At 72.0% G+C, this 26,904-nt stretch carries 23 protein-coding genes; 8 read left to right on the top strand and 15 right to left on the bottom strand.

Annotated elements, in window-relative coordinates; all coding sequences use genetic code 11:
* Positions 1-38: 38 nt before the first annotated feature.
* Positions 39-2,465, bottom strand: a complete 2,427-nt coding sequence (locus FB559_RS33705; protein ID WP_141960977.1) for an AfsR/SARP family transcriptional regulator — start codon at positions 2,463-2,465, stop codon at positions 39-41.
* A gap of 166 nt (positions 2,466-2,631) precedes the next feature.
* On the opposite strand from FB559_RS33705, the gene FB559_RS33710 reads away from it, so the two are divergent.
* From FB559_RS33710 to FB559_RS45870, 3 genes are read left to right on the top strand one after another with little or no spacing between them, the layout of a single operon-like run.
* Positions 2,632-4,161, top strand: coding sequence for a TIGR02677 family protein (locus FB559_RS33710; RefSeq protein WP_141960978.1), 1,530 nt, complete (start codon positions 2,632-2,634; stop codon positions 4,159-4,161).
* Complete coding sequence (locus FB559_RS33715; protein ID WP_141960979.1) at positions 4,161-5,546, top strand: DUF2398 family protein; 1,386 nt, start codon at positions 4,161-4,163, stop codon at positions 5,544-5,546. The genes FB559_RS33710 and FB559_RS33715 overlap by 1 nt, the downstream gene beginning before the upstream one ends.
* Positions 5,543-10,510, top strand: coding sequence for an SbcC/MukB-like Walker B domain-containing protein (locus FB559_RS45870; RefSeq protein ID WP_246122286.1), 4,968 nt, complete (start codon positions 5,543-5,545; stop codon positions 10,508-10,510). The genes FB559_RS33715 and FB559_RS45870 overlap by 4 nt, the downstream gene beginning before the upstream one ends.
* A gap of 322 nt (positions 10,511-10,832) precedes the next feature.
* Here FB559_RS45870 and FB559_RS33730 read toward each other — a convergent pair whose 3' ends face one another.
* The 8 genes from FB559_RS33730 to FB559_RS33765 all read right to left on the bottom strand — a co-directional run bounded on the left by FB559_RS33730 (position 10,833) and on the right by FB559_RS33765 (position 16,650).
* Positions 10,833-12,515, bottom strand: coding sequence for a complex I subunit 5 family protein (locus tag FB559_RS33730; RefSeq protein ID WP_141960980.1), 1,683 nt, complete (start codon positions 12,513-12,515; stop codon positions 10,833-10,835).
* Entirely contained in the window at positions 12,512-12,856 is a 345-nt protein-coding gene (locus FB559_RS33735; protein WP_141960981.1) for a sodium:proton antiporter, read from the bottom strand. Before FB559_RS33735 ends, FB559_RS33730 begins: the two co-directional genes overlap by 4 nt.
* Positions 12,853-13,533 carry an MnhB domain-containing protein gene (locus tag FB559_RS33740; RefSeq protein WP_141960982.1) on the bottom strand — a complete coding sequence of 227 codons (681 nt, stop codon included), beginning with the start codon at positions 13,531-13,533 and terminating at the stop codon, positions 12,853-12,855. Before FB559_RS33740 ends, FB559_RS33735 begins: the two co-directional genes overlap by 4 nt.
* Positions 13,530-13,799 carry a Na(+)/H(+) antiporter subunit B gene (locus tag FB559_RS33745; protein ID WP_141960983.1) on the bottom strand — a complete coding sequence of 90 codons (270 nt, stop codon included), beginning with the start codon at positions 13,797-13,799 and terminating at the stop codon, positions 13,530-13,532. Before FB559_RS33745 ends, FB559_RS33740 begins: the two co-directional genes overlap by 4 nt.
* On the bottom strand, positions 13,792-14,064 hold the full coding sequence (locus FB559_RS33750) for a monovalent cation/H(+) antiporter subunit G (RefSeq protein WP_141960984.1): 273 nt from the start codon (positions 14,062-14,064) through the stop codon (positions 13,792-13,794). Before FB559_RS33750 ends, FB559_RS33745 begins: the two co-directional genes overlap by 8 nt.
* Positions 14,061-14,324, bottom strand: coding sequence for an MrpF/PhaF family protein (locus tag FB559_RS33755; RefSeq protein ID WP_141960985.1), 264 nt, complete (start codon positions 14,322-14,324; stop codon positions 14,061-14,063). The genes FB559_RS33750 and FB559_RS33755 overlap by 4 nt, the downstream gene beginning before the upstream one ends.
* The gene (locus FB559_RS33760) at positions 14,321-14,776 is read right to left on the bottom strand and encodes a hypothetical protein (RefSeq protein ID WP_141960986.1); all 456 of its coding nucleotides are present in this window, start codon (positions 14,774-14,776) and stop codon (positions 14,321-14,323) included. The genes FB559_RS33755 and FB559_RS33760 overlap by 4 nt, the downstream gene beginning before the upstream one ends.
* A gap of 77 nt (positions 14,777-14,853) precedes the next feature.
* The gene (locus tag FB559_RS33765) at positions 14,854-16,650 is read right to left on the bottom strand and encodes a DUF2207 domain-containing protein (protein WP_141960987.1); all 1,797 of its coding nucleotides are present in this window, start codon (positions 16,648-16,650) and stop codon (positions 14,854-14,856) included.
* 159 nt (positions 16,651-16,809) lie between these two features.
* On the opposite strand from FB559_RS33765, the gene FB559_RS33770 reads away from it, so the two are divergent.
* The 4 genes from FB559_RS33770 (at position 16,810) to FB559_RS33785 (ending at position 20,203) form a co-directional block, all read left to right on the top strand.
* A complete protein-coding gene (locus FB559_RS33770; protein WP_141960988.1) occupies positions 16,810-17,394 on the top strand; it encodes a TetR/AcrR family transcriptional regulator in 585 nt (194 codons plus the stop codon).
* A gap of 72 nt (positions 17,395-17,466) precedes the next feature.
* Entirely contained in the window at positions 17,467-18,225 is a 759-nt protein-coding gene (locus FB559_RS33775) for an SDR family NAD(P)-dependent oxidoreductase (RefSeq protein ID WP_141960989.1), read from the top strand.
* 379 nt (positions 18,226-18,604) lie between these two features.
* Positions 18,605-18,985 (top strand): nuclear transport factor 2 family protein, encoded by a 381-nt coding sequence (locus FB559_RS33780; RefSeq protein WP_141960990.1) that lies wholly within the window; start codon positions 18,605-18,607, stop codon positions 18,983-18,985.
* Positions 18,986-19,387: 402 nt separating this feature from the next.
* On the top strand, positions 19,388-20,203 hold the full coding sequence (locus FB559_RS33785) for a hypothetical protein (RefSeq protein ID WP_141960991.1): 816 nt from the start codon (positions 19,388-19,390) through the stop codon (positions 20,201-20,203).
* 76 nt (positions 20,204-20,279) lie between these two features.
* On the opposite strand, the gene FB559_RS33790 is transcribed toward FB559_RS33785, so the two are convergent.
* From FB559_RS33790 to FB559_RS33800, 3 genes are all read right to left on the bottom strand, one after another.
* Positions 20,280-22,316: an NPCBM/NEW2 domain-containing protein gene (locus FB559_RS33790; protein ID WP_185792528.1), complete on the bottom strand. Its 2,037-nt coding sequence runs from the start codon at positions 22,314-22,316 to the stop codon at positions 20,280-20,282.
* Positions 22,317-23,114: 798 nt separating this feature from the next.
* A complete protein-coding gene (locus FB559_RS33795) occupies positions 23,115-23,972 on the bottom strand; it encodes a TIGR03620 family F420-dependent LLM class oxidoreductase (RefSeq protein ID WP_141960993.1) in 858 nt (285 codons plus the stop codon).
* An 85-nt stretch (positions 23,973-24,057) separates the two neighbouring features.
* Positions 24,058-24,807, bottom strand: coding sequence for an SDR family NAD(P)-dependent oxidoreductase (locus tag FB559_RS33800; protein WP_141960994.1), 750 nt, complete (start codon positions 24,805-24,807; stop codon positions 24,058-24,060).
* A gap of 131 nt (positions 24,808-24,938) precedes the next feature.
* Between FB559_RS33800 and FB559_RS33805 the strand changes: the two genes are divergently transcribed.
* Positions 24,939-25,553, top strand: a complete 615-nt coding sequence (locus tag FB559_RS33805; RefSeq protein WP_141960995.1) for a TetR/AcrR family transcriptional regulator — start codon at positions 24,939-24,941, stop codon at positions 25,551-25,553.
* Positions 25,554-25,610: 57 nt separating this feature from the next.
* Here FB559_RS33805 and FB559_RS44240 read toward each other — a convergent pair whose 3' ends face one another.
* From FB559_RS44240 to FB559_RS33815, 3 genes are read right to left on the bottom strand one after another with little or no spacing between them, the layout of a single operon-like run.
* Complete coding sequence (locus tag FB559_RS44240) at positions 25,611-25,757, bottom strand: hypothetical protein (protein ID WP_185792529.1); 147 nt, start codon at positions 25,755-25,757, stop codon at positions 25,611-25,613.
* A gap of 46 nt (positions 25,758-25,803) precedes the next feature.
* Positions 25,804-26,280, bottom strand: coding sequence for a CBS domain-containing protein (locus tag FB559_RS33810; RefSeq protein WP_141960996.1), 477 nt, complete (start codon positions 26,278-26,280; stop codon positions 25,804-25,806).
* Positions 26,277-26,705: a pyridoxamine 5'-phosphate oxidase family protein gene (locus FB559_RS33815; RefSeq protein ID WP_141960997.1), complete on the bottom strand. Its 429-nt coding sequence runs from the start codon at positions 26,703-26,705 to the stop codon at positions 26,277-26,279. Before FB559_RS33815 ends, FB559_RS33810 begins: the two co-directional genes overlap by 4 nt.
* Positions 26,706-26,904 lie beyond the last annotated feature (199 nt).

A 26,904-nucleotide genomic window follows, 5' to 3' on the forward strand; every position in this document is an offset into this window, starting at 1 on the left:
CCCGGCGCGCGGTGGCGGCGTGCCGTCGGCGGTGATGTTCAGGAAGCCGCCCTGCGCGCCGCGGCGCGCCCTACCCGGCGCAGGTGCCGGACGTCGTCCTCCCGGCCCAGTCGCGCGTAACAGCCGGCTGCCGAGCGGGCCAGCGCGACCGTGAGGTCGTCGAACGCCGCCCCGAGAGCCCACGCCTGGTCGACGACGGCTCGTACGGCGTCCGCCTCGGCCTCGAACCAGGCCGGCCGCAGCGTCGCGTGGCCGGCCCCGTCCCGTACGGGCGGCGCGACGTCCTCCGGGTCCGCGGATCGCCTCACCCCGCACAGCCAGGCCCCGAAGGCCCGTCGCAACGCCGCTTCGCGGGCCGGGCTCGCGTCCTCGGCGTACGCGCGTTCCCGCGCGTGCAGCCGCGTGAGCACCGGCAGGCCGTAACGCGGCTGCCCGGCCACGTCCTCACCGAGCAGGTTCGCCACCTTCGCGTCGACGAGCGCCTCCAGGAGCGTCGTCGCGGCGTCCGGCGAGACGCCCAGCAGGGAGCCGGCCGCCCAGGCCGCGAGGTCGGGGACGGCCAGCAGACCGAGTAACCGGACCGTTCGCCGCTCGCCGGGCGCGAGGTCCCGGTAGCCCGAGTCCAGGCTCGGCCGGACGGCGAGCCCGTGGAGGCCGAGGACGTCCAGCCGGCGGTCCTCGTCACGCAGGCGGGTGGCGAGTCTGCCGGCGGTCAGCCGTGGCCTGGTCGCGAGGCACACCCCGGCGACACGCACGGCCAGCGGCAGGCCGCCGCACAGGCGCGTGATCTCCGGTGCCTCGGGGTCAACGGCCATGTCCTCACGGCCCGACACCGCGCCGAGCAACCGGACCGCGTCGTCCTGGGCGAGCGCGCCGAGCGCCAGCACGCGCGCTCCGGCCAGCCCGGGGAGATCGCGCCGGGTGGTGACCAGCACCGCGCAGCCGGTGGTCCCGGGCACCAGCGGCCGGACCTGGCTCTCGTCGCGGGCGTCGTCGAGCACGACGAGGATCCGGCGGCCCGCCGTACGCGACCGGTAGAGGGCCGCGCGGTCCTCGAACGAGGCCGGGATCGCCTGGTCGTGGACGCCGAGGGCACGCAGGAAACGGCCGAGGACGTCCGCCGGGTCGGCCGGCCGGCAACCGGGTCCGCGCAGGTTCGCGTGTAACTGCCCGTCGTCGAAGAGGGGAGCGACGCGGTGCGCGGTGTGCACGGCGAACGCGCTCTTGCCGATCCCCGCCGGTCCGTTGATCACGAAGACGCAGGGGCCGTACGGATTGCCGCCCGACAGGAGCGGGCCGCCGATCGCCGCGAACTCCTCCCTGCGGCCGGTGAAGTCCGGGATGTCCGACGGCAGCTGCCTCGGGACGGAGCAGAACCGGTCGTCGCCCCGCAGCGCCGCCACGTGGGCGTTCCTGACCTCGCCGGACGGGCCGATCCCGAGGTCGTCGGCGAGCCGTTGCCGTACCTGCTCGACATGGAGCAGGGCCTCGGCGTGCCGGCCGGACCTCGACAGCAGCCGTACGAGCCGTGCGTGCAGAGGCTCGTCGTACGGGGCGGCGGCGGCCACCGCGCCCACGGCCGGGACGAACTCGGCCGGGCGGCCCAGCTGTGACGCGAGCTCGGCCAGCGCCCCGGCGGCGTCGACTCGGGCCTGTTCCACCGCCCGCACGATGGGGTCGGCGGTCAGCCATTCGGGACGGCCGCCGAGCACCGGCCCGCGCCATTCGCCGAGAGCCGCGGACAGCAGGGCCAGCCGTCGCTCCGGGTCGCAGGTCGTGGCGCTCGCCTTCACGCGGTCGCGGAACCGGGCGATGTCGACGGCGTCGTCGGGCATCGCCAGCCGGTATCCCGACCCGGTGAACTCCAGGCCGCATGCCGCGCCCGCGACGTCACGAAGCCACGTACGCAGCCGGTGCACCGTGCACTGCAGGGCACGGCGGCTGCCCTTGCCCTCGCCCCAGGCCAGCTCGAGCAGCCGCGTCTCGCCCACGACATCGCCCGGGGCGAGTGCGAGCGCGCCCAGCAGCGCGCGCATGCGCGCTCCTCCGGGAACGGACAGGTCCCGGCCGTCGACGCGGACCGCGAGCTCGCCCAGGATGAACAGTTCGACGTGGGGGACTCTGCCGCCTAGCGCCGGGGCGTCCGGGCTCGCGGTGGACGGCGGATCGTCGTCGACGACGATGCGGCCGCCCGCCTCGTACTGCCGGGAGAGGACCGTTGACGGGATCTGTACGGCGGAGGCGGTGTCCGGCCAGGTCATGCCCTGGTCCTCGTGACACGTGGCGACGGCCTGGCGGAGTGCCCACCCGGACAGCCGTTGCACCTGGGCGAGGTGCCGCGCCTGGCCGGCCGGATGACCCGCACCGCGCGCCTTGCCGAGCTCCTCGGTGAGCCGCTCCAGATAGCGCTCCAGGCCGCCGGAGCCGCGACCGTCGGCCGCGAGACCGCCGTCCTGGTCGCCCACCGGCTCGCCTCCCGCGTCGTAGATCTTGGATCAAACTAGGCTTGTTCAAACCACGAAACAACAGTTATCGGTGCAATACGGGTTTCGGGGAACGCCGATTGAGGCGCGAGTTGTCGGTGGTGTTGCCTACGCTTCCCTGGTCGGGGTGGATTGACGGGGGAGATGTGTGAACGGGCGCAGAGCGCTGGATCTGGACTCACTCGCGGTGAGCGACAGGTTCCGGCTCTTCAACTTCACGCGCCGTGACGACCACGTCGCGTACCTGTGGGTGCTGCGGGCCATGGACCGGCTACGTGCCGTGCACCACGTCCAGGTCGACAGCGACGAGGTCGCGGCGGCGCTCAGCGAGCTGTCCGAGCTGTACGAGGACGTGCCCACGCTCGACGGCAACCTCCGCAGCCGGCTCGACGCGCTCCACGAGGACCGCGTGGTGCACCGCTTCGACGACGCGTCGCGCGCCGGCAACCTGGTCCGCTACCGCAACCGCCAGTCGGTCTACCAGTTCAGCGAGCTGGGCTACTGGGCCTACACGGCGGTCGAGGACCTTCTCGAGGCGCGCATCCAGGACGCCAACCTCTCGCGCCTGGTCTTCTCCGACATCCTGGAGGACCTCAAGGCGCTCGCGGCGGCCAACCGGGCGGGTGAGACCGAGCAGGTCTACCGGCGTCTCTCCCGGCTGGATTCGGTGATGGAGGACATGGGGCGGCGCTCGGCCCAGTTCCATGTGACCCTCGGTGAGATCGTCCGCTCCACCGACACCTCCCCGGACCTGTTCCTCCGCTACAAAAACGCGCTGCTCACGCACATGACCGACTTCATGGCCGAGCTCGACCGATACCTCGGCCGGCTCGGCCGTGCGGTGCACGAGGTGGAGGACACCGGCCTGGGCACCCTTCTCGCCCGTGCCGCCGAGGCGGACGAGCGCCCGTTCATGACCTACGGGGAGCGTCTCGACGAATGGGAGCGGCGCTGGACCGCCCTGCGCGAGTGGTTCGCCGCCGACGGCGCCGGCGACTCGCGCGCCGGTGAGCTGCGCGCCGCGACGCGCACGGCGGTCTCGGGCGTGATCGCGCTGCTGCGCCAGATCACCGAGGCACAGCGGGGCGGTGTCAACCGCGCCACGCAGCTGCGGCATCTGGCCGAATGGGTGTGGGGCGCCCCCGACAACGCCGCCGCGCACGCGCTGATGTCCGGGGCGTTCAACCTGCGGTCGGCCCGCCACCTCGGCGGCGCGCACGACGACGCCGAGCAGATCTCCGAGCGCGCGACCTGGTGGGACGCGCCGGGCGTGGAGCTGTCGATCAGCCTGTTCCGCACCGGCAAGGCGCCCACGACCGGCGTGCCGCAGCCGGTGCGCACCAACGCCGGCGCCCGGGTCGAGCTGCGCAGGCGGCAGGCCGCCGAGCGCGCGGCCGAGCGCGACGCGGCCGGGCGGCTGCTCGGCTCCGGAGCGTACGACCGCGTCCTGGACGAGGACGAGACGCGGGTCCTGCTCAAGCTCCTCACCCGCGCCCTCGAAGCCCGCACGGTCGTCGCCGGCCGGCTCGGTGCCGCGTCCGGAGCGAGCGACACCGTGATGATGCGGCTGTCGCCGTCGGAGGCGGGGAGCACGGTCGCCACCGCGCGCGGGCTGCTGCACCTGCCCGGCTTCACCCTCGAGCTCGTGCCCGCCCGCAGCGGCCGAGGGGTCTCCTGATGCGGCGCCCCCGCGCCGCCGCCGGAGTCCAGGCCACCGACCTCGGCGCATACCAGCAGGCGGTACGCCGCGTCCTGACCTGCGACCTGATCACCGCCACCCGCCCCAGGCCCGGCGCGCTGGAGCAGGTGCTGCGGTGGGCCGACGAGATGGCCAGGGACTTCCGCGAGCTGCTCGGCTACACCCTGATCGCCGACACGCGCCAGGTGCGCCTGGTCCGCCGCATCGACCGCCTCGACCCGACGCAGGGCCTGATGTTCGCCCGCAAGGGACGGCCGTTCGACCAGCGGCGGATGGCCTACCTCTGCCTCGTGCTCGCCTCCTTCCAGCGGTCCCGCGTGGAGATCAGCCTGGCCGACCTCGTACGCGTCTTCACCCCGTCCGCCAACGCCATCGACGGGCTCGGCTTCGACCCGACGGTGAGCGCGCACAAGGCGGCCGTCGTCGACGTGCTCGGCTGGCTGGTGGACCGCGGCGCCCTCCGGCTGTCCGACGGCTCGCTGGAGGCGTGGGCGCGCGACAGCGAGCACGGCGACGCGCTCTACGACATCGACCACGACATCTGCACCGTGCTCTTCAAGCCCGCACGGCCCGTACAGCACCTCGCCAGCGCGGCCGGGCTCCTGGACGACCCGCTGTCGCGCGTGGACGGGGCGGTGCATCCGCAGGCCGTCGCCCAGCGCGCGCGGCGGCTCCTGACCGAGCGGCCCGTCGTCTACTACGCCGACGTCGCCCCCGCCATCGCCGACCTGCTCCGCAGGCCGGGCCTTGCCGAGGACCTGGCACGCTTCACCGGGCTCGTCGTCGAACGCCGCGCGGAGGGCATCATGCTCGCCGACGCGGGCGGGGCCTTCACCGACCGGCCCTTCCCCGGGCGCGGAGGCGCGATCAACCGTACGGCCGGGCTGCTGCTGGCCAAGATCGCCGACCTGCTGGAGGACCCCGGGCACACTCCGGCGTTGATCGAGACGCCGAGCGAGGCCGACGACCATGCCGAGCTGGTGGCACGGATCGACTCGGGCCTGCCGGAGTCCGGCGTCGTACGCGAGCTCGCCTGGACGCCGCCGGAGTCCGCCGACCCGGCGCCGCCGGGCGACGCGACGACGGCCCCGCTGGTCGAGTGGAGCCGGCTCGACGCGATGATCGATGACCTGTTCGAGGAGTTCGGGGCCGCCTCCTTCACGAGCGCCTGGCAGCAGGACCCCCGCGGGCTGCTGGCCGCCGCGGTGACCTTTCTCGGTGAGCTGAGCCTCGTGCGACCGGTCCCCGGCGGTGTCCTGGTCCTGCCCGCGGCGGTGCGCTACCGCAACATCACGCTGGCCCTGGCCGACACGGCCCAGCTGCCCCTCGACCTGTCCGGCCCTTCCGGAGGAGAGACGTCATGACGGCACGGGACGACAGGTTCCAGCCCTCGCGCGCGGGCGTGATCAACGTCTGGGACTACGCGGACGAGGAGTTCGTCTTCGCCGACGGACGGCTGGTGCTGCGCGGTCACAACGGGTCGGGCAAGACCAAGGCGCTGGAGGTGCTGTTCCCGTTCGTGTTCGACGGGGTCGCCGACGCCCGGCGCCTCGACCCGTTCAGCGGCGACAACCGCACGATGAAGTCCAACCTTCTCTACCGCGGCCAGGAGGCCGAGTACGGCTACGTCTGGATGGAGTTCGCACGAGCGAGCGCGAGCGAGCGAGCGGAGTGGGTGGTGAGGGACGAGCCGTCCGCGGAGCGAGTGAGGAGCGGGAGTGAGCAGCTAACACGAGCGAGCGTGAGGAGCGGGAGTGAGCAGCTAACACGAGCGAGCGTGAGGAGCGGGAGCGAGCAGCCGACACGAGCGGACGCGGGCGAGCGGCCGGCAGGAGCGCCCGCGGAGCGAGGAGGAGGCGAGCGCGCGCATCGAGCACCGACGGAGACGGTGACCCTGGTCATCGGGCTGCGCGCGCACCGCAACCGCGACGGCGTACGCTCCTCGTTCTTCGTCACCGGCAGGCGGCTCGGCGTCGACTTCGGGCTGCTCGGCCCGGACTCACGACCGCTCACGGACCGGCAGCTGCGTGAGGTCCTCGAACCCGGCGCGGCGTACAAGACGGCCACCGAATACCGCGACGCGGTCGACGCGCGGCTGTTCGGGCTGGGCCGCGAGCGCTACACCCAGCTCCTCGACCTGCTTCTGGCGCTCCGCCGGCCCCTGCTCGCCAAGGACCTGGACCCGGGCAAGGTCTCCGACACCCTCACCGCGGGCCTGAGCCCCGTCGACGAGGAGCTCGTCGACCAGGCGGCGCGCGACTTCGAGAACCTCGCCGCCGTACAGCGGCTGTTCGACGACCTGACCGCGGCCGACACCGCCGTCACCGCGTTCATGGCCGACTACACGACCTATCTCCAAGTACACGCGAAGGCCAAGCTCGACCGTGTCCAGGCCGGCTTCGAGAGCGCCACCGGGCATGCCCGCACGATCGCCGAGGCGCTGGCCGAGGTCGCGCGCGCGAGCCGCGCCCGCGACGCCGCGGCCGGGGCCCGCGACGCCGCCGAGGAACAACGCCGTTCGCTCGGCGCTCGCCTGGGCGCGCTCAAGAGCCACGACGCCTACCGCAAGCAGGGCGACCTGGACCGCATGCGGGCGCAGATCGCCACGACCGAGGCCGAGATCGACAAGGAGCGCGTCCGGCTCGGCCGCGCCGGCGACAACATCCGGCTGCTGACCCGCGAGGCCACCGAGTCCGAACACCGCCTGGAGTCCTCCCGGCTCGCCATCGGACGCTGGTCGGACGCCCTGGCCGACGCCGCCGAGCGCGCCGGGATCGCGACCGACGGCGACGGCCCCGCCGACACGGGCGACGACCTGCTCGTCGCGGCGTCCGCGCGCGGCACCGCGCGACGCGACGACATCGCCCGCGTACGCGACCATCTGACCCAGGTCGGCGCCGCCGAAGACGACCGCGGACGTGCCGAGGACGTCTCGGCCGAGGCCGGCGAGGTGCTGCGGCGGCGGGAGGCCGACTGCGCCGAGGCCGACGCACACCTCGCCGCCGTACGCCGCGAGGCCGCCGAGGTCCTCTCCCAGTGGGCCGGGCACTGGTCCGGCGGCGCGGAGCCGGTCGCCGAGCCCGCCGACGTCGCCGCGCTCACCGCCGCGCTCGACCAGATCGGTGAGGCCGGCGCCCCGAGCCTGCCGGAGGTCTTCGCCGGGCGGTCCGACGACCGGCGCATCGCGGTCGCCGAGCGCAGGCAGGCGCTGACCACACGCAGGGACACGCTCGCCGCCGACCTGGAGGGGCAGCGCGCCGCACGGGCCGCGGTCGCCGCCGAACACGACGACGCGCCGCCGGCGAACGACCTGCGTACCGCCGACCGTACGGACCGGGCCGGCGCCCCGCTGTGGCGGCTCGTGCGCTTCGCCGACGACGTGCCCGAGGAGCTGGCCGCCGGCATCGAGGGCGCCCTCTACGGCGCCGGCATGCTGACCGCCTGGGTCCACCCCGACCCGGCGATGACGGCGGCGGCGGTGGAGTCGGGCGAGTCCGACGCTTACCTGGTGCCGGGTGCGTCCGAGGCGCCGGGGCGCACGCTCGCGGACGTCCTCGTCCCCGAAGAACAGGACCTGGTCCCGGCGGAGGCCGTCGCCGCGGTCCTGCGCTCGGTCGCCCTCGCCGGCGACCGGCCCGGCGACGTGGGCTCGCCCTTCGTCACGGAGCGGGCGGCGTTCGGCCACGGCGTGCAGGTGGGCGCGCGGCCCAAGCGGGCCCCGGAGTTCATCGGCGCCACCAACCGGGAGCACCGTCGTCGCGCACGGCTCGCCGAGTACGACGAGACGATCGCGCGGCTGGAGGCCTCGGACGCCGAGGCCGCGGCCGGGCTGGACCGGCTGGTGACGTTGCTCGCCGACTTCAAGCGCGCCCAGCGCGAGCTGCCGCCGGCCAAGCCGCTGGTCGGCGCGGTCAAGCGCGTCGCTGACCAGGCGATCCTGCTGACCGTCGCGCGCACCACCGACGGCGAGGCGCGCAAGGCGCTCGAAGGCGCGACGGCGGAGGTCGACGCGCGCCGCCGCCGGCTCCGCCAGGCGGCGTCCGAACGCGGCATGCCGGCCACGGCCGACGCCGTCGACGCGGTCGCGCAGGCCGTCGAGGACTTCACCTCGGCGGCCGGGCACCTGGACGCCGAGCGCAAGAACGCCGTGTTCCTGGACAACGACCTGGACGGCCGCCGCGCGAACCTCGAGCGGCTGAGCGTCCAGCACGCCGAGGACGCGGAGACCCTGACGGCGAAGGAAAAGGCACACGGCGCGGCCGTCGAGGAGTTCGCGGAGCGGGAAAAGGCACTGGACGCGCCGATCAAGCAGATCCTGGCCCAGATCGAGGAGATCGAGCAGCTGATCGACACGGCGGACCGGGAGTTCGAGCGGCAGCAGGCCGAGGCCGCACGCGAGGACCGCGTCCTCGTCAACGCCGAGGCCGACCTCCGCAACGGCCGCAAGTCGGTGTCGGAGGCGATGAACGGCCTGTTCGAGCAGGCGGCCTCGTTCGCCCCGTACGCCCACCGCGACCTGCGCGTCCTGCTGGGCGTCGAGGACGCCCGCCCCTGGCCCGCCGACGCCGCCTGGACCCCCGAACACGCCGGCCAGATCGTCGTCGACGCCCTGTCCGGCACCGGAGGCGCTCGCTCCAAGGGGACCGCCTTCGGGGAAGGAGCCCCCGTCGCCCCCGTAGGGGGCGGCGGTGCGGCGGGGGGTCCGCGTGACGGCGGTGCGGCGGGGGGTCCGCGTGACGGCGGTGCGGCGGGGGGTCCGCGTGACGGCGGTGCGGCGGGCGGTCCGCGTGGCGGCGATGCGGCGGCCACCGGTTCCGCGGGATCCGTGGACACGGGGACCATGCCCACCGCGGCCGGCGCCGTGGCGGTCGACTCCACGGGATCATCCTTTGGCGACACGACCGGCATCGTCCCCGCGGGGACCGCTTCCGCGGGGACCGCTCCCAGGGGAGCCGGCCCTGCCGGTCCGGCCTCACGGGGCGCATCCCCTGCCGGAGCCACCCCCGCAGCGGAAGGTGCGGACTTGGTCGATCCGGTGGGCTCCGGCCGCGGCGATTCCACCCCCACCGGGACGGTCCCCCCCGGACAGGGGGGAGCACTCCCCGAAGAGGCCACCTCCACCGTGACCGGTGCCGCGCCGGTCGATCCGGCTCAGGCGGTGCGCGGGGCGTTCCCGGCCGGGGTGATCGAGCTGCTGGAGGCGTTCCGCGCCGAGGTCGGCGGCGGGCGTCCGGTCGCCGAGAGCACCCTCAAGAGCGCCGCCGGCCGGATGTCGGACGCCCTGCGCACCTTCGGGGACGCGCTCGCGTCCTGTGAGGCCGACTACCGGCTCGACTACGACCCCACCGGCGTCGTGATGGTCTTCGTGATCGACGAGGACGGCCGTAACCCGGTCGCGGTCTTCGCACGCCGCGTCGCCGAGCGTGCCAGGGAGCAGGGCGTCCTGCTGGAGGACCGCGAGCGTACGGTGCTGGAGGACGAGCTCCTCACCGGCCTGGCCCAGCAGATCCACGGCCGCGTCCTCACCGCACGCGACCTCGTACGGGGGATGAACGCCGACACCCGGTCGCGCCCGATGTCCTCGGGTACCGCCATCGGCATCCGGTGGGCCCACTCCGACAAGATCGACGACAGACAGCGCGCGACCTCACGGCTGCTCCAGCGCGACGCCCAGGGTCTCGGCGCCACGGGCCTGTCCGAGCTGCGCGGCAACCTGCGCGAGATGATCCGCGGCTACCGGACGAGCCACCCGCGGGCCACCTACAAGGAGGTCCTCGCCGAGGTGCTGGACTACCGCACCTGGCACACGTTCGAGCTGCTGCTCGTCGTACCGGGGGAGAGCGAGGTCCGGCTCACCCGCGCCCGGCACTCGGTGATGTCGGGCGGGGAGAAGTCCGCCGCGATCCACCTGCCCCTGTTCGCGGCCGCCAACGCGCTGTACTCCTCGGCCGGCCCGACCTGCCCCCGCATGATCGCGCTGGACGAGGCGTTCGCCGGCATCGACGACAAGTACAAGCCGGACCTGCTCGGCCTGACGGTGAAGTTCGACCTCGACCTGTTCATGACCGGCCACGACCTGTGGGTGCACTACGAGACGGTCCCGATGGCCGCCCACTACGACATGCACCACGACAAGACCGCGCACGCGGTCTCGGCCATGCTCGTCCTGTGGGACGGCGCCCAGCTGATCGACGCCGAGGCCGGCTTCGCCGGCAACGACGAGCTGGCACGTGAGCTCCTCGGCATCGCCCCCCGCCGCCACGCCCCGGTCGCCACCGACGAGACACTCCTCGCCATCGAGGAGGAGGACGAGGAGCCCGACGCCTGACCGCCGACCGGCCCTCATCTGAGCAGTGGCGGCCCGAAGATGGTGACGCCCGCGGCGAGCCAGGCGACATGGTCGCCGGCGTGGCCGGGGTGCAGGCGGTGGAGGAGCGCAGCCCGGGGGAGGCGCCTGCGGGGGCCGGAAACGGCGGCTGCTCACCTGACCGTCAGGTGAGCAGTGGCGGCCCGAAGATGGTGACGCCCGCGGCGAGCCAGGCGACATGGTCGCCGATGTGTCCGGGGTGCAGGCGGTGGAGGGGCGCGGCGGGGGAGGTGCCCGCGGGGGCCGGAAACGGCGGCTGCTCACCTGAGCACCGACCCGGCCGTCAGGTGAGTAGTAGCAGCCCGAAGATGGTGACGCCCGCGGCGAGCCAGGCGACATAGTCGCCGACGTGGCCGGAGTGCAGCCGGTGCAGGAGCGCGGCACGGGGGACGTGCCCGCGGAGGCCGAAGACGGCCACCGCGAAGGCGAGCACCACGGCGAGCGCGCCCGAGGCGACGCCCGTGACCGTCCACGGCGCCGGAGCCGGGCCCGGCAGATGGGTGAAGGGCTCGACGGCGCGGCCGATGACGCCGCCCGGCACCAGGCCGAGCAGCAGGCCCGCGAGGACCAGGAGTACTCCCGGGGCGAGCATCGTCCACGGCAGCCGCGACAGCTTGAACTCCGTCTCCGCGTCCTTGTGCCGCGTGGCGTCCGGCTGGGACGGCTCCGCCTCACCCGGGCGCGGCGGCCCCGCTCCGCGGAACACCCGTAGCCACACGCGGAGTACCGCGCCGGCGGTCAGGGCGGAGGCCGTCACGCCCAGTGCGAGCACCCAGTGGCCGCCGGACTCCTCGATGAGGGCCTTGCCCGCCCAGGTGCCCGACGGCGGCAGGCCGGCCAGGCCCATACCGCCCAGCAGGAAGATCGTGCCGGCCACGTGCATCGACCGGCCACGCCCGTGCAGATCGTGTTCGTCGACCGTCTCGAAACGGTTCAGCAGGGCGCCCGCGCCCACGAACAGGCCCGCCTTCACTCCCGCGTGGCCGGCCAGGTACCACGCCGCGCCCGCGAGCGCGTCCTCGTGGAGGAGGCCGACGCCCACGAGCAACAGGCCGACATGGCTGATCGTGGAGTACGCGAGGAGCCGTTTGATGTGCCGCTGCAGCACGCACATCACGCCCCCGAGCAACGCCGCCGCCGAGCCGAAGGTGATGAGCGAGACGCGGACGGCGCCGGCCGGGACGGCGCCCGCGAAGCTCGTCAGGTACGTGCGCGCCACCGCGTACACGCCGAGCTCGACCATCACGCCGGAGAACAGCATGCACACCGGGGTCGGCGCCACGGCGTGCGCGTCGGCGAGCCAGAAGTGGAAAGGCACCGCGGCCGCCTTGACGAGGAAACCCGTGCAGATGAGGGCGAAGGCGACCGTCACCATGGTGCTGTGGTCGCCGTGCAGCTGCCGTCCGATCGCCACGAACCCGAGCTGGCCCGTACGCGCGTAGACGAGCCCGATGCCCATGAGGGTGAAGTACGCGCCGAGGGAGTTGACGATGCCGAAGTTCAGCGCGCCGTGCACGGTGTCCGGTTCCTCGGACTGGTAGCCCGTCAGCGCGTACGCGACCACGCTCATCAGCTCGAAGAAGACGAACGAGTCGAACAGGTCGCCGGTCAGGACGAACGCGCACATCGCGCCCGTGAACAGCAGCACCAGCGTGTGGAAGATGGCCTGGACCTCGGCGAAGTAACGCCAGGAGACGACGAGGGCGGCCAGTGCCACGACCGTGACCGTCAGCGCGAGCCCGGTCGAGACCTCGTCGGCGACCAGCGGGATGCCGACGCCCTCGCCCCAGCCGCCCAGCCACACGGTCGTGTCGCCGCCCGCCAGGACCACGCCGAGGAGCACGGCCAGGGCGCTGACCGTGAGGGTGGCGAGCGCGTCGACGGCGACGCGCGGCAGCCACCGTCCGGTCGCCGCGAGCAGGGTGGCCACCGTGAACGGCAGGCCGATCGCGATCTGAAGGATCATGGTTCGAGGGAGCGGAGCTCGTCCGGGTCGACGGTGCCGCGCCGCTTGGCCACCTGGACCGTGAGGGCGAGCAGCAGCGCGGTGACCGTCGCGCCCACCACGATGTCGGTGAGCGTCATCGCCTGGACGAGCGGGTCGACGACGTTGCGGGTCGGCTTGATGTCGGAGAAGACCGGCGCCGTCGCCTTCCGCTGGTACCCCACCGATAGCAGGAGCACGTACGTGGCGGACTGCGCCACGGACAGGCAGACCACGGCGTGGACGAGGTTGCGGCTGGTCACGATTCCGTAGATGCCGACCAGCAGGATCCAGCCCGGCACCAGGTAGGGAAGTTGGCTCATGTCTGCTTCCTCACGAGGAGGGCCTGTTCGAAGAACTTGGCCAGCGTCAGTACGACCGCACAGCCGACCTCCAGGCCGACGACCGCGTTCATCGCCGTGACCTGCCCGGCGAAGCCCAGCGCCAGGATGACGAACGCGCCCGCCGCCAGCGCCTCCCCGGCCTCGAACACCGGGATCGGGCGGATCCGGGCCAGCGCGGGATAGTCGCCGGACAGGTAGATCAGGTGGATGGCGCTGCCAAGGATGACGCCGCCCTGGAAACCGCCGCCGGGGGAGAGGTAGCCGTGCGCGACGATGTAGACCCCGGTCATGAGCGTGACCGGCAGCAGGAGATACCCGGTGAGCCGCAGGGCGTCATAGACCTGGGCCGGACCGTACGAGTGCTCGCCCGCGGCGTCCTCCTGCTCGGCGCGTACGGTGCGCAGGATCACGACGGCGGCCAGGGCGGACGCCATGAGGATCAGCTCCTCGCCGAGCGTGTCGAACGCCCGCTGGTCGAAGTTGATCGAGGAGATGACGTTCGGGGTGTGCCGGGCGACCGCGTTCGGCAGGGTCCGCTGCCCGTACGGGTGGGAGGTCCCGCCGAAGCCGGGCAGCCCGAGCGCGGCCAGGATGAACAGCACCGCGAGCCCGGTCCCGCCGAACGCCAGGACGATCAGCCGGCCACGGGGGCTCATCGCTCGCCCCCGTCGTCCGGCTCGCGGCCGTGGTGCCGCCGGATCGCGTGGACCGCCAGCATCACGATCAGCGGGACGACCACCGTGCCGATCGCGGTCTGTGACATCGCGACGTCGGGCGCCTGCATCACGACGAACAGGACGGCCAGCACGAGACCGTACGCCGACAGCACGATCGCCTGACGTGCGGGATCGCGGGTGAGCACCACGGTGGTCGCCATGAACGCCGTCAGCAGCAGGGCGGCGATGGTCAGCGCGTCAGCCACGGGAACTCCGCCGCGACGCGCGCGCCGTCGCGATCACGGTGGCCGGCCCGGTCACGAGGAGGAGCAGGCCGGTGAGCACGACCTTCGCGACGTCGTGCCAGGACGACCACGGGGCCAGCGCGAGCCCGGCGGTCACCAGCGGAGCGGCCACGGCCGACCCGGCCGAGACGAAGTGCAGGCGCAGGAAACGGTCACGGGTGAGCAGCAGCCGTACGGTCGCGAACGCGGCCACCAGGGTGCCCGCCCAGATGAGCGCGGTGCTCAAAGGATCCCCCCGAGGAAGCGCGCGAAGACGAGCGACCCGGCGAACGACAGCAGGGCCATGATGAACGCCGCGTCGAGGTAGGCGGGCCGCCCGTACCCCGCGGCCAGCAGCATCAGCGTGAGCGTCGCCGCCGGGCCGGCCAGGATGAGCCCGGCCAGGCGGTCCACCGGCTCCCCTCGCAGCGTGCCGAGCAGGCTGGGAAACAGGGCCGCGACCAGCAGCGCGAACGCGGCGGGCAGACCGACCGCGAGCGGGGTCATCGCGTCACCTCGCGTTCCAGCGCGGACGGCCGCTCGCCGATCCGGTGGACGACGAGCACGTTCCGCTCCGGATCGACGTCGGCCACATAGGTGTCCGGCGCGACCGAGAGGACGAGCGCGGCATACCCCCGTCGTGCGGCGGCGGGCTCGTCCTCGGGCAGCCGGATCTCGGCGAACTCACCGCGTGGCCGCAGCAGGCGTACGAACCCGACGGCGATCTGGTCCGGCAGACGCAGCAGCCATCGCGCCCACCCGCCACGCGGCCGGTAGCGCTCGTCGTTGTCGGCGGCGAGAAGCCGCCTGCGGGTGAGGATCGCCCCGCCGGCTCCCGCCCCGGCGGTGACGGCCCCGACGATGATCTCGGTGAGCGAGATCGTGGAGATGATCGCCAGGTACGCCGCGAACAGCACGGTCCACCAGACCGCGGCCTCGATGAACTCCCGTCGTCTCATGCGGCCGATCTTTCCCAGGTACGCGACTTGAATGTGCGAGAGCCACATCTCGTTGAAAGCCGTTCACGGGCGTACGGTCACCAGCTCCCGCCACCTCCGCCGCCGTCGCCACCGCCGACCGCGCCGCCACCGGAGCCGGAGAAACCGCCGCCTGCTCCTTCCAGGCCGGCCGCCTGGCCGTACCCGATCTCGACTCCGGCCGGACCGCCGGTGCCGAACAGCCACGAGTTGCGGCGCCGGACGCGTGCCGCCGGCCTCGGGTCGGCGACCAGTCCCGCGAGCGCCCTGATCCGGCGTCCGGTCTCGCGGCTCGTCTCCGCGGCGGCGTACCAGGACGGCACGCCGCCCGTCCGCACGATCGCCGTCGCCCAGAGCCCGGCGAACCCGTTCGTCCGCTCGAGTGCCACCGCGTACGGGAAGACGTGGCTGAGCGTGTCGAGGTCGGCGTCCTCTCTTCGGCCCGGCCACCGGGCGAGCGCGTCGGCGTACGCGCCGACCTCGGCGGTCTTGCGCCGCCCGGCCGCGGTCAACGCGGGGCGGCCGCCCAGGAAGGCGACGGCCACGGAGGCGAGAAGGAACGCGAGCCCGCCCCAGCCGAGCCCGGCCGTCGGCACGCCGGCGATGGCGCCGAAGAGACCGGCGACGACCAGCAGAGCCGCCCCGGCGGCTGCGGTGCCGCCGATCAGCCAGATGACGGCGAGTCGCTGGGTCCTGAGCCGCCAGCGGTACCAGCCCCGCTCGGTCGCCTCGTCCCGGAGCAGCTCGGCGACGTGCGCCCAGGATCGCCGGCCGCCACTGCGCATACCGGTGGCGGTGATCGGCCGGCCGTCACGGCCGACGACCGCCTGGACGGCCGCCGACTCGTACGGCGCGAGTTCGTCGCCCGTTCCGTCACCACCCACGATGCGGATCTCGTGCCGGCCGGCTTCCTCGAACCGCAGATGACCGCGTACGGCCAGGTCGAGGAGGACGGCGTTGAGCTGAGCGGCGGAGAGGGTTCCGCCGGCCCCGAGCAGGCCGGCGAGTCCGGGAGCGATGCCTTCCGGAGGGGATGCCGGGTCGGCCGGTCGCTCTCTCATCGGCCGGGGAGCGAAGAGCCAGGCCATGCCACCGGCCAGCGCCGCCGCGAGAAGCACGGCGATCCCGGCCGCCGCGGTCGGCCCGAACGGGTCGGGCCTGCGGACGAGCTCCGGCGATATGACGCCGGCCCGATGCGGGATCCGGAGCCGTACCGTGATGCCGTCCCTCGCACGGAGGGGTCCGCCGGTGGCCGTCATCGTGGTGCCGTGACGCTGTAAGGGACAGGGGGTGGTGGAGTCCTCGTGGCCGCGGTAACAGGTCGCGGCGGCGATGGGAACGGGAGCGGAGACGGTGAGCGTCGCCCGGCTGATGGGGACATTCCAGCCGGTGCCGATGGCGTTCCAGTAAAGCTCGTCCTGGCGGGTGCCCGGGAGGAGCACGCGGGGGACGTCGTAGTCGATGACGTAGGTCTTGGCGCCCGTGACCGTGGCGTCCTGATCGCCGATCTTCAGGACCTCCTCGTCGCCGTCCTTGCCGACGGCCAGCCCGTCCCCGCCCGGCGGGTCGGTACGAGCCCGCACACCGCGAATCGAGATGACCCGGTCGTACGCGCCGCTCACCTGCCGGCGCGTACTGATCCTGCGGACGATGCCGTGACGCCCGGACGCGGACCCGAAGTCGTACTTGATCGTCTCCGTGACGTGCATGTCTCCGTCCGGGCGGACCCGCAACGCCACGTCGTACGCCTCGATGTGCTCGGGCGGAGCCGGCGCCTCGGCGTGTGCGGCCGGCGCCGTGACGAAGAGAACGGTGATCAACCCGGCGAGCACCCCGGTCATGTCGCGTCTGCGCATCGCCACCTCCTGAGCCCCTGAGGATTGGAGCCCTGACCGGGCCCGGCGGTTCCGCTCCCTGGGGAGCACGTGCCATCCAGCCCTGGGCGCCACGATCGGCCGACGCCTTCGCGGGCCCCTTACTTGACAGCTCAGTCCAGTAATCCTTAGATTGTGGCTATGCCCAGGACGAAGGAGTTCGACCGCGACCAGGCGCTGCGGCGTGCGGCGGAGGTGTTCTGGGACCGGGGGTACGAGGCCGCCTCGACGGATGAGCTCCTGACCGCGATGGGCATCGGCCGCCAGAGCATGTACAACGCCTTCGGCGACAAGCGCCGGTTGTACCTCGAGGCCCTGCAGCACTACCAGGCGGAGACGGGTGCGGAGATGTTCGAGCGCCTGCGCACGGCCGCGTCCCCGCTGGGGGCGTTGTCCGGCGTTCTCCTGGCGATCGCCCGGCAGAGCGCCGACGAGCGCCGTCGCGGCTGCATGGCCGTGAACGCCGCGACGGAGTTCGGCCAGGCCGACCAGGAGATCGGCGCGATCGTGAACGCCGGCGTGAACCTCTGCCACGTCGCGTACGAGCGGGTGCTGGCCGAGGCCAAGCGCAAGGGTGAGGTGCGCCCGGACCTGGACGAACGGGCCGCGGCGCGCTTCCTGCACTCCACGCTCGTGGGACTGCGCGTGAGCGCGCGGTCCGGCGCGGCTCCGGAGATGCTGCACGACATCGCCACCGTCGCGATCGACGGGCTCAGGGCGCGATAACCGCGAAGCGGAAGCCATGGGGGTTTTCGCATGGCCCGTTTTGGACTGAACAGTCAAGTAAGGATGGTAGAGATGAGCGGAAGACTGGACGCCAGGACCGCGCTGGTGACGGGATCCACGAGCGGGCTCGGGCGGGCCATCGCGGACGCCTTCGCCGCGGAGGGCGCGCACACCGTCCTCACCGGCCGCAACAAGACGGCCGGTGAGGACGCCGTGGCCGCACTCCGGGCCGCCGGCCGGCGGGCCGACTTCGTCCCGGCCGACCTGGCCGAGGGCGTACCCGCCGCACGGCACGTCGCCGAGGAGGCCGAGCGCCTGCTGGGCGGGCGGGTCGACATTCTGGTGAACAACGCCGGCATCGTCCCGGTCGGCCCCACCGACGAGTTCGACGAGGAGACCTACGACCGGGCCTGGACGGTCAACGTCAAGTCCGCGTTCTTCCTGACCGCCAGGCTCGCCCCGGCGATGGGCGCACGGGGTGGCGGCGTAGTGATCAACACCGGTTCGATCGTCGTGTCGCACGGCCTCGCCGGCTCGGCGCTCTACAGCGCGACGAAGGCCGCCATCGAGTCACTGACCATGTCCTGGGCGGCGGAGTACGGCCCGCGGGGAGTCCGCGTCAACACCATCTCCCCGGGCCTGGTGGTCACCGAGGGCACCGTCGGCGGCCTCGAACGCGTCGAGGCGATGGCCGCCGGCTCACCCGCCGGCCGCGTCGGCCGGGCCGAGGAGATCGGCCCGCTCGCGGTCTACCTGGCGAGCGACGACGCCGCGTACGTGCACGGATCGTCGTTCACCCTGGACGGCGGCTGGAGCACCGCACGCCGCTGACCGCCCGCCTTAAAGGTGCCTACTTCGCCGGCGGAAAGGTTCGGCGAATGTATCCGGTCAACTCCACGTAGGCGGTGCCCAGCGAGTAGGCCGAGGCCTCCAGTTTCGCGAGGGTCCTCGCGGGACGAGCCGTCCCCGGCCGTGTCTTTGGCGGACTCGCGGCTCACTCGACGCAGGTCGTCCAGGACAACGGAAATGTGGTCCCGCCGCTGGTTCACCGTCGCGGAGAACAGGTCCACGAGCTCCGGGGCGTAGATCTCCAGCAGGTGCCGGAGATCGTCGCGCTTCCGGGCTGACGCGATCTTGAGGTTAGGGTGGTCAGCAGGGGTGAACGCGCCGGTAATGGTCTCGCCCGAACCGCACGATCGGAGATCACGCGATGGGGGATCAGGAGATCCGAGCCGCACTGGACCGTCACTGGGCGGCGTCCGCCGCCGGAGACCAGGACGCCGAGCACGAGATCTACCACGACGACGTCGTGGTCGACTACCCGCAGTCCGGCGAACGCATCCGTGGCCGCCGTAATCTGCAGGCGCTCCGCTCGAACCATCCGGCCAGACTGGAATTCACCATTCGCCGGATTCTGGGCGGCGGGGATCTGTGGATCACCGAATACGTGATCGACTACGACGGGACACCGGCTTTCACCGTCAGTATCATGGAATTCCGCGACGGTAAGGCCGTCTACGAGACCCAGTACTTCGCGGACCCGTTCGACGCGCCAGCCTGGCGCTCCCAATGGGTCGAGCAGATGCCCTGACGGGCCTCGGCGGACGTCGACCCCGGCGGGGGCACACGGGACCGCCCCGGCGCCCTGCTTATCCCCTTGGTTAGCTCCCGCAAGAGACGGGCGCCGACTCGCGAACTTCGAGGCTCGATAAAATCTGCCCGAAGTCACAAAGCTCGCAGCTTTCGAGCGCGAGAAGGGCTCCGGGGCGACGGCAGCGCGGCAGGCGGCGGCGTACGGGCGTCGGAACGTTCCAGCCAATGGTGTTTGACGGAATGCTGACTGCCGACGACTTTCGTGATCAACAACGGGAAACGCCCCAGGTGCACCATGATTCAGGCGACAAATGGTGCCTTAACGGGCACTTGGACATCTTCGGCGAGGCTGGGAAAGGCCTCGAGAGGAGCCTTAGTGAGATCCACGATAGTTAGCGCTGTGGCCGCGGGCGTCGCTGCGCTCGCCATCACGGCGACCCCCGCGTCGGCGTCGACCGACAGCACGCTGCGCGTCAGTCAGGACGCCGCGGGGCAGGTGACGGTCCAGCAGGGCACGACGCTCCATGCGGGGCTCACCAGTGTCGGCATCACGAGCGCGTACACGGCCGCCGACCCGGAGACCTTCCAGCTCCGGAACGGTGCGACGCTCGCGCAGATGGACGTCAAGATCGCGCAGGCCGGCAACTGGCAGGCCGACGCGGCCACGGCCGCCCAGGCGATGCAGTGGTTCGTGGACAACACGACGTTCTACGGCGGTCTCAGCGCCGTCGGCCAGGTGTCGTACAAGACGGTCCTGCCGGGCGGCTCCTACTACGCGGCGCAGGTCAACAACCCGTCGGCGACGGCTCAGACCTTCCAGGTGACCGGCAGCACGCACGCCGCCCTGCCCGCGACCAACCAGTCCGTCTCGATGACGGAGCCGGACCGGTTCGTGGTGAGCGGCCCCGGCGGAAAGCTGCACCGCGGTCCGCTGCGGATCTCCAATAACTCGGGTGAGCTGCACTTCGCGCAGTTCGTACAGGTCCAGCCCGGCACGACGGACGCCGACCTCACCGCCTGGTTCGCCGGCGGCGCCAACCCGTCGGTGAGCGGCGGCGCGGTGCTGAACTTCGGCACCCAGACGCCCGGCCGCGCGGCCGTGGTCGACGTCCCTCTGCCGAGCGGCACGTACGCGGTGCTCGACTACATCCCGGACACCACGTCGGGAACGCCGCACGCCTTCGGCGGCATGCACGCCGTCGTGACCATCGCCTGACCGAGCCGATCGGGCTCGCCCCGTAAGGCACGACGCGGCCCTGGCGGTGTCCCACCAGGGCCGCAAGGCCGAGCCGCTACGAATCCGCGCAGGTGAGCTGGGGCTGGGCGATGTCGGCGTTGTCGTAGCTGATGCCGTTGCCGGCGTCGCCGACGTCGATCCGCAGCACCTGCGCGCCGGTCAGCGGCACGTCGACGTGCGCGGTCGGCGTGCTGTTGGTCACGACGCCGCTGTCATAGATCGACTGGCCGTCGGCGCTGATGCGGTACGTGACGGAGCCCTGTCCCTTGACCGAGTCGTCCAGGCCGAGGTCCGCCGTGAGCCGCGAGCACCGCCCGCCGAGGTAGTAGTCGACCGAGGCGACCGCGTTGGTCCAGAGCCCGTGCTGGTACGCGGTCCCGTGGATGGTCAGCGGCCCGCCGTAGTAGGTCTTGTCGACGATCACGGGCCCGTAGCCGTTCGTCGCCGACAGCCACGAGAGGTCACTCAGGTAGGGCGACCCGGCAGGCCCCACGAGGACCCGTACGGTGGTCTCGCTCCTCACCTTCGCCGCGTGCGCGCCATGACCCCAACGGTAGGCCGCCGTCCCCGTCAGGGTGTACGAGCCGGGGTCCGCGTCCGCGGGCACCGTCACCTGCCAGGTGCCGGACAGTCGCCCGCCCGGCGGTACGGCGTGCGCACGGACGGGCCTGCCATCGATCTTCCAGCCGGACGGACCCGTCAGGTTCAGCTTCGCGTTCGTGACCGGCGTCCTCCCGTCGTCGCCGAAGTCCGCCACCGTGGTGATCTTCTCCCCGGCCTTGGCGGCGTGCAGGTCGGAGCCGGGGTAGGCCGGCGGCACCTGCGGGTCGACGGAGACCTCGGTGGCCGGCGGATAGCGGCCGGCCCCGCCCCTCAGCGGCGAGACCCGGTAGAGCGCGGCGCTGTGGGCGGGTACGGAAGCGGCGATCACCCCGGCCGACTCGGCGGTCCGGTGTGCCCACAGGTCGCGTACGGCGTAGGCGCCGCCGGAGGGCAGGCCGGCATCATGGGCGGTGGTGGAGATCCTCGCCGTGGTGTCGCCCCGGTTGAGCAGCATGACGGCGCGGTCGCCGTTCGCGAGAGTGCGGGTCCAGACGTCGGCGGCGCCGGTGTGCGACAGGCGCGTCGCCTGGGCACCCAGCGGGTCCTGGTCGATGGCGATCACCTCGCGGTTGGTGAGGATCGCCTTGGTGGCGGCGGACATGTTCCGCAGGTCGTTGCCGGCGAGCAGCGGAGCGGCGAGCATCGCCCAGGCGCCGAAGTGCGCCCGGCTCTCGGCGTCACTCGCCATCTTGCCGACCATGAGGATGTCCGGGTCGTTCCAGTGGCCGGGCCCGGCGTACTGGGCCAGCGGCGCCTCCTGGTCGAGGTTGGCGAGGGTCTGGCTCCACTGGGAGCCGTAGTCGTTGTTCGTACGCCACATGTTGCTGATGGCCGGCGCCCAGGTCCACGGCTGCAGCTTGGGGTCCCACTCGCAGATGCTGAAGAACATCGGCCGGCCGGTCGCCTTCAGCGCCTCGCTGTAGGCGGTGTAGAGCTGTACCGCGACCTGCTGCTGTGACAGGCCGGGGAAGTCACCGAACGGCACGTTGCACCAGTCGACCTTGACGAAGTCGATCTCCCACGACGCGAAGGTGTCGGCGTCGTCCTGGACGTGGCCGTAGCTCCCGGGGTAGCCCGCGCAGGTCTTCGTGCCGACGTCCTCGTAGATGCCGAGCTTCAGGCCACGGGCGTGGACGTAGTCGGCCACGGCCTTCATGCCGTGCGGGAACTTCGTGGGGTCGGCCTGCAGATGCCCGTTCGCGTCACGCGTGGAGGCCGCCCAGCAGTCGTCGAGGTTGACGTAGTCGTAGCCGGCGTCGCGCATCCCCGAGCCGGCCATCGCGTCGGCGGTCTGCTCGACGAGTTGTTCGTTGATATTGCAGGAGAACGTGTACCAGTCGTTCCAGCCCATCGGGGGTGTGGCGGCCACGGGGCCGGCCTGGGGCGCCCGGCCGAGCGGGCGGGCGGGCGCGGGACTCGCGAGCGCCAGTGTGGCCACCAGCGCGGCGCCGACGGCGATGAGAGAGGTGAGGCGGGTCGGGCGGATCACCTTGGCTCCTCTCGGAGCTGCCAGAATGTTGGTCGCCGCGGAGGCACGGCCGGACCGTTTTCCTCTCGTCTCGTCAATGGCGTTGACAAGATCGATGTGATCCAGATCATAAGGACCGTTTCGCCGGGCCGACATGTCCGAAGGAACGGCTCTCCTGGACGAAACGACGATCGCGCCGCGGCGTGCGGGGCGCCAATGGAGAATCCCGCACTTCTGCCGGGCCTCGCCGTCACCGGTGTCCGCTCAGGCCCCAAGGCGCTGCGAATTCAGGCGCTTGCCGGTCTCCTTCGTGGAGACCGGCAGCGCTCGTGGCCGAGACATCTCGGGGCAGACTCGGACGCGGTCTCCGAGACCTTGGTGACATCCGAGTCCGTCGCTCGTCGCCGACATTCGGCGATGTGAACGTCCACGGGCCGAGCCCATTGACCGTGACACGAATGAGGTCGGGTAGCGCGCGCACGCCCTCGAACGAATAGAAACCGTCGAAGATGTTGGCGATGTATTGGCCGCCCCCGTCTTCAGGGTTGACCACCTGGATGCTGGTGATGTCATTGAGCGGCGGCTCTCCGGGCTCGCGCTGAAATCCGCGGTGGTTCCCGGATGTGCCGTGAACGTCTCCACGCCGAGGCTGACGGGAAACGCCGTGGTGTGCGCGCCGAGATCGGCGCCGGCCTCGCACGTCACGACCTGCCCGGCCGAGGTACAGGGCCGAATACGGCCATCTCCCGATCCGGAACCCGGATCGGGAGATCGTCATGTGACCTCGGAGCCACGGAGGTCAGATGTGGCAGAGCGCGCTCATCGGATGAGCACTGCCAGTTCGCGCCACTCGCGGCGCGGAAAGCCGCCTGCGGTGGCCAGAACGTGGAGGCAGATGTGGTCGGCGCCGGCGTCGTGCTGTGCCTGCAGGCGCTTGGCGATCGTCTCGACCTCGCCCCAGGCGACGACGCCGTCGATGAGCCGGTCACTGCCGCCGTCCGCGAGGTCCGCGTCGGTGAACCCCTGCCGCCGCAGGCTCTTGGCGTAGTGGTCCATGGTGAGGAAGACGCCGAGGAAGTCGCGGGCGGCGGTGCGCGCCTTGTCCGGGTCCTTCTCCAGCACGACCGCCTGATGGGGGGCGAGCTTCGGGCCGGCGCCGAGCAGTTCCCGGCTGGAGGCCGTGGACTCGGGGGTGACCATGAACGGGTGCACGCCGGCGGTGCGCCGTCCGGACAGCTGAACCAGTTTCGGGCTCAGCGCGGCCAGTATCCGCTCGTCCCTGGGCAGAGGTGGCTCGGCGCGGTCGAGGCGGTCGAGGTAGTCGTTCATCTCCGCGAGTGGCCGGAAGGGGCGGCCGGCGTCGTGCGCGGCGGCGGGGTCGCTCACCCCCAGGCCGAGCAGCATGCGGCGGCCGTACGCCTGCTGGAGGCGGGCATGGCCGGCGGCCATCTTTTCCGCGTCGTGCCGCCAGATACTGATGATCCCGGTTGCGACCTTGGTCGTACGGGTGGCCTTCAGCAGGCGCTCGGAGTCGGCGAGGATGTCCCCGCCGCCCAGGCCGGGTATCCACAGGGTGCCCCAGCCGAGTTCGTCGAGCTCGGCCGCGGAGTCGCGGATCTCGCCGGCGTCGCCGAGGCGCAGCTCGACGCTCCAGATTCCAAGTCGTCCCAGGTCCATCTGTTCCTCCTGATCGCGCGGGTCGGCAGGGGCCCGGCGCGCCCGCCCTCGAAGAACCGGCGCGGGCGCGTCGAACCAGGGCTGCTCAGATCTGGTTGAGGCCGCCGTCGACGTACAGCTCGGCACCGGTGATGAAAGTGCTCTGGTTCGAGGCCAGGAACGCGATGGCGTCGGCGATCTCCTCGGGCCGGCCCATGCGTCCCATGGGGATCTGGCCGGCGAGGAAGCCCTTCAGCTGTTCGGCCTGTGCCTCGTCGGGGGCCAGGCCGGTGATGCCGGGTGTGTCGGTCGTACCGGGGGTGATCGCGTTGACGCGGATGGAGCGCCCCTTGAGCTCGTTGGCCCAGGTACGCGCGAAGGAGCGGACGGCGGCCTTCGAGGCGGCGTAGACGCCGAACGTCTCGGCGCCGCTGGTGGCGGCGGTCGAGGAGGTCAGGATGACCGAGGCGCCGTCGTTGAGCAGCGGCAGCACCTTCTGGACGGTGAACACCAGGCCCCTGACGTTGATGCCGAAGGTCTGGTCGAAATGCTCCTCGGTGACCTGCTCCAGCGATGCGAAGGAACCACCGCCGGCGTTGGCGAACAGCACGTCCACCCGGCGGCCCTGCTGCCTCACCGCGTCGTACAGGCGGTCGAGGTCCGCCAGGTCCGACACGTCGCCCTGTACGCCGGTGGCGTTGGCGCCGATCTTCTTCACCGCCGCGTCCAGCTCGGCCTTGCGCCGGCCGGTGACGAACACGTGCGCACCCTCCGCCGCCAGCCGCGCCGCGGCGGCCAGCCCGATGCCCGTGGTACCGCCGGTCACGATCGCGGTCTTGCCCTCAAGCGAACCCATTGGTCTTCCTCTCCTCTGTGCCAGGACCTTCACCTGGCACAACTTAGGTACCGATCGGTACGAAAGTGGAAGCTAGCACAGGTCGGCGTACTTGTGTACCGATCGGTTTCGGGGCGGCTATCATCAGACGCATGAGCACGACTCAGCGGTCCGTGATCGGCCGGCCGCGCGCGTTCGACGCCGACCAGGCGCTCGACCGCGCGATCGAGGTGTTCTGGCGCCAGGGCTATGAGGGCGCGTCGCTCAGTGACCTCACCGAGGCCATGGGGATCAACAAGACCAGCATGTACAAGGCCTTCGGCAACAAGCGGGACCTGTTCGACAAGGCGCTGACCCGGTACGCCGAGATCGACATGGCCTACGCGCGTCAGGCGCTGGCCGCGCCGACGGCACGGCAGGTCGCCGAGACCTTCCTGCGGGAGAACATCAAGGCCGTGACCACGCCCGGCCGGCCGCCGGGTTGCTTCTCCATCCAGAGCGGCCTGTCCTGCGGTCCGGCCAACGCCGACGTGTCCACGACACTGGCCCGCGCCCGCAGAGGCGGAGAGGACGCGATGCGCGACCGGTTCCGCCGCGCGATCGAAGAAGGCGACCTGGACTCCGGCAACGACCCGGACGGCCTCGCCCGCTACATCATGACCGTGTCCGAAGGGCTGGCCGTCCACGCCGCCGCCGGCGCCACCCGCGAAGACCTGGCCCGCGTCGTCGACCTGGCACTGCTCGCCGTCCCCGGCGGCGCCACCTGATTCTCAAAGGTGGTCCGGCTCAGACGATCGGCGGCGGGGACCGCCCGGCTCGTACGGTCAGGACTTGGTTCGTTCGTCGAGTTCCTGTGTGAGCGCCTGCACCGCGTGGGTGAGCAGGGCCACTTTCGTCTCGAGCTGCAGGATGCGTTCCTCAAGAAGCGCGGCCGACGGGGGGCGGAACCCGATGTCGATCTGCCGTGTCATCTCCCCTCCTCTCGTGTGTGCGCATCGGATTTCGACAGGCCGGCGGCTATCCGTTCGGCAGTACCGGCTCGATCCGGTACAGGGCGGGGTGCTTCACCTGGGTCGCCGTCGCGTGGTGCCTTCGTCCGGCCACCGCGGCGACCAGGTCGTGGGCGGTGACCAGGCCGACCAGCCGCTGCTTGCCGTCGATCACCGCGACGCAGTCCTGCTCGGCGGCCAGCATCGCCCGTGCGGTGGCGGCGACCGAGTGTGAGACGGTCACGTGCGGGACCGGGCGGCAGTCCACGACCGTGCTCACCGGCATGCGCATCCGGTCGGGGCCTCCGCCGTCCCACACCGCGGCCATCGTCTCGGCGTCGAGGACACCGATGCAGTGTCCGTCGCCGCTGACCACCGGCACGTGGTGGTAGCCGCCCTGGCGCATCAGCTCCCACGCCATGAGGGTGGTCTCCTCGGCCGAGACCGTGAGTACCTCGGTGGACATCACGTCGGCGACGAGACTCTCCTCAAAGCTCGAGGTCATCGTGTTGCCTCCAGGTAGGTCGGGTGGATCCGCCGGCCGCTGACGTACTCACCGCGGATTCGGATGAAGTAGCTGAGCCCTCCCGGCGCCCAGGACCGCAGCGGGAGCCGGGAAAGGCGTTCGATCTCCGTGGCGACGCGTACGACTCGTGCCTCTCCGATCACGGTCACCGACCAGCCCGTACGGCTGCCCGGCTCGAAGGCGTCGGCCTCGAAGGCGACGACCGCGCCTCGTGTACCCGATGCGAGCTTCGAGTCGAGAGGCATCGAGATGATCACGTCGTCTCCGTCGAAGACGAAGTGGACCGGCTGGATCGCGGGTAGCGCGCGATCGGTGAAGACCACTCTTCCGAGCGTCACGGACCGCATGAGCGCCAGACAGTCATCGCGATCGAGGACCTCGAGCCCGTTCGCGTCGAGTCTCATGTCTCGATGCTGTCTCCGCCCCGGTCGGGCGGGCAGGGGCGAAAGTCCCGGCCAGGACGGCATTTCTCCGCGTTGGGCCCCGGCCAAAGACCCACGGGCCGGCGTCGCCACCCGAAGACCCGCGGTGCCGGACGGAGCGGGATACGGGCGATCGGGTACGACATGAGAGTGAGTGGGCGATTCCGAGGTCCTGGCTGAG

Origin of the sequence: Actinoallomurus bryophytorum (assembly GCF_006716425.1) — a bacterium.
GTDB classification, from domain to species: Bacteria; Actinomycetota; Actinomycetes; order Streptosporangiales; family Streptosporangiaceae; genus Actinoallomurus; species Actinoallomurus bryophytorum.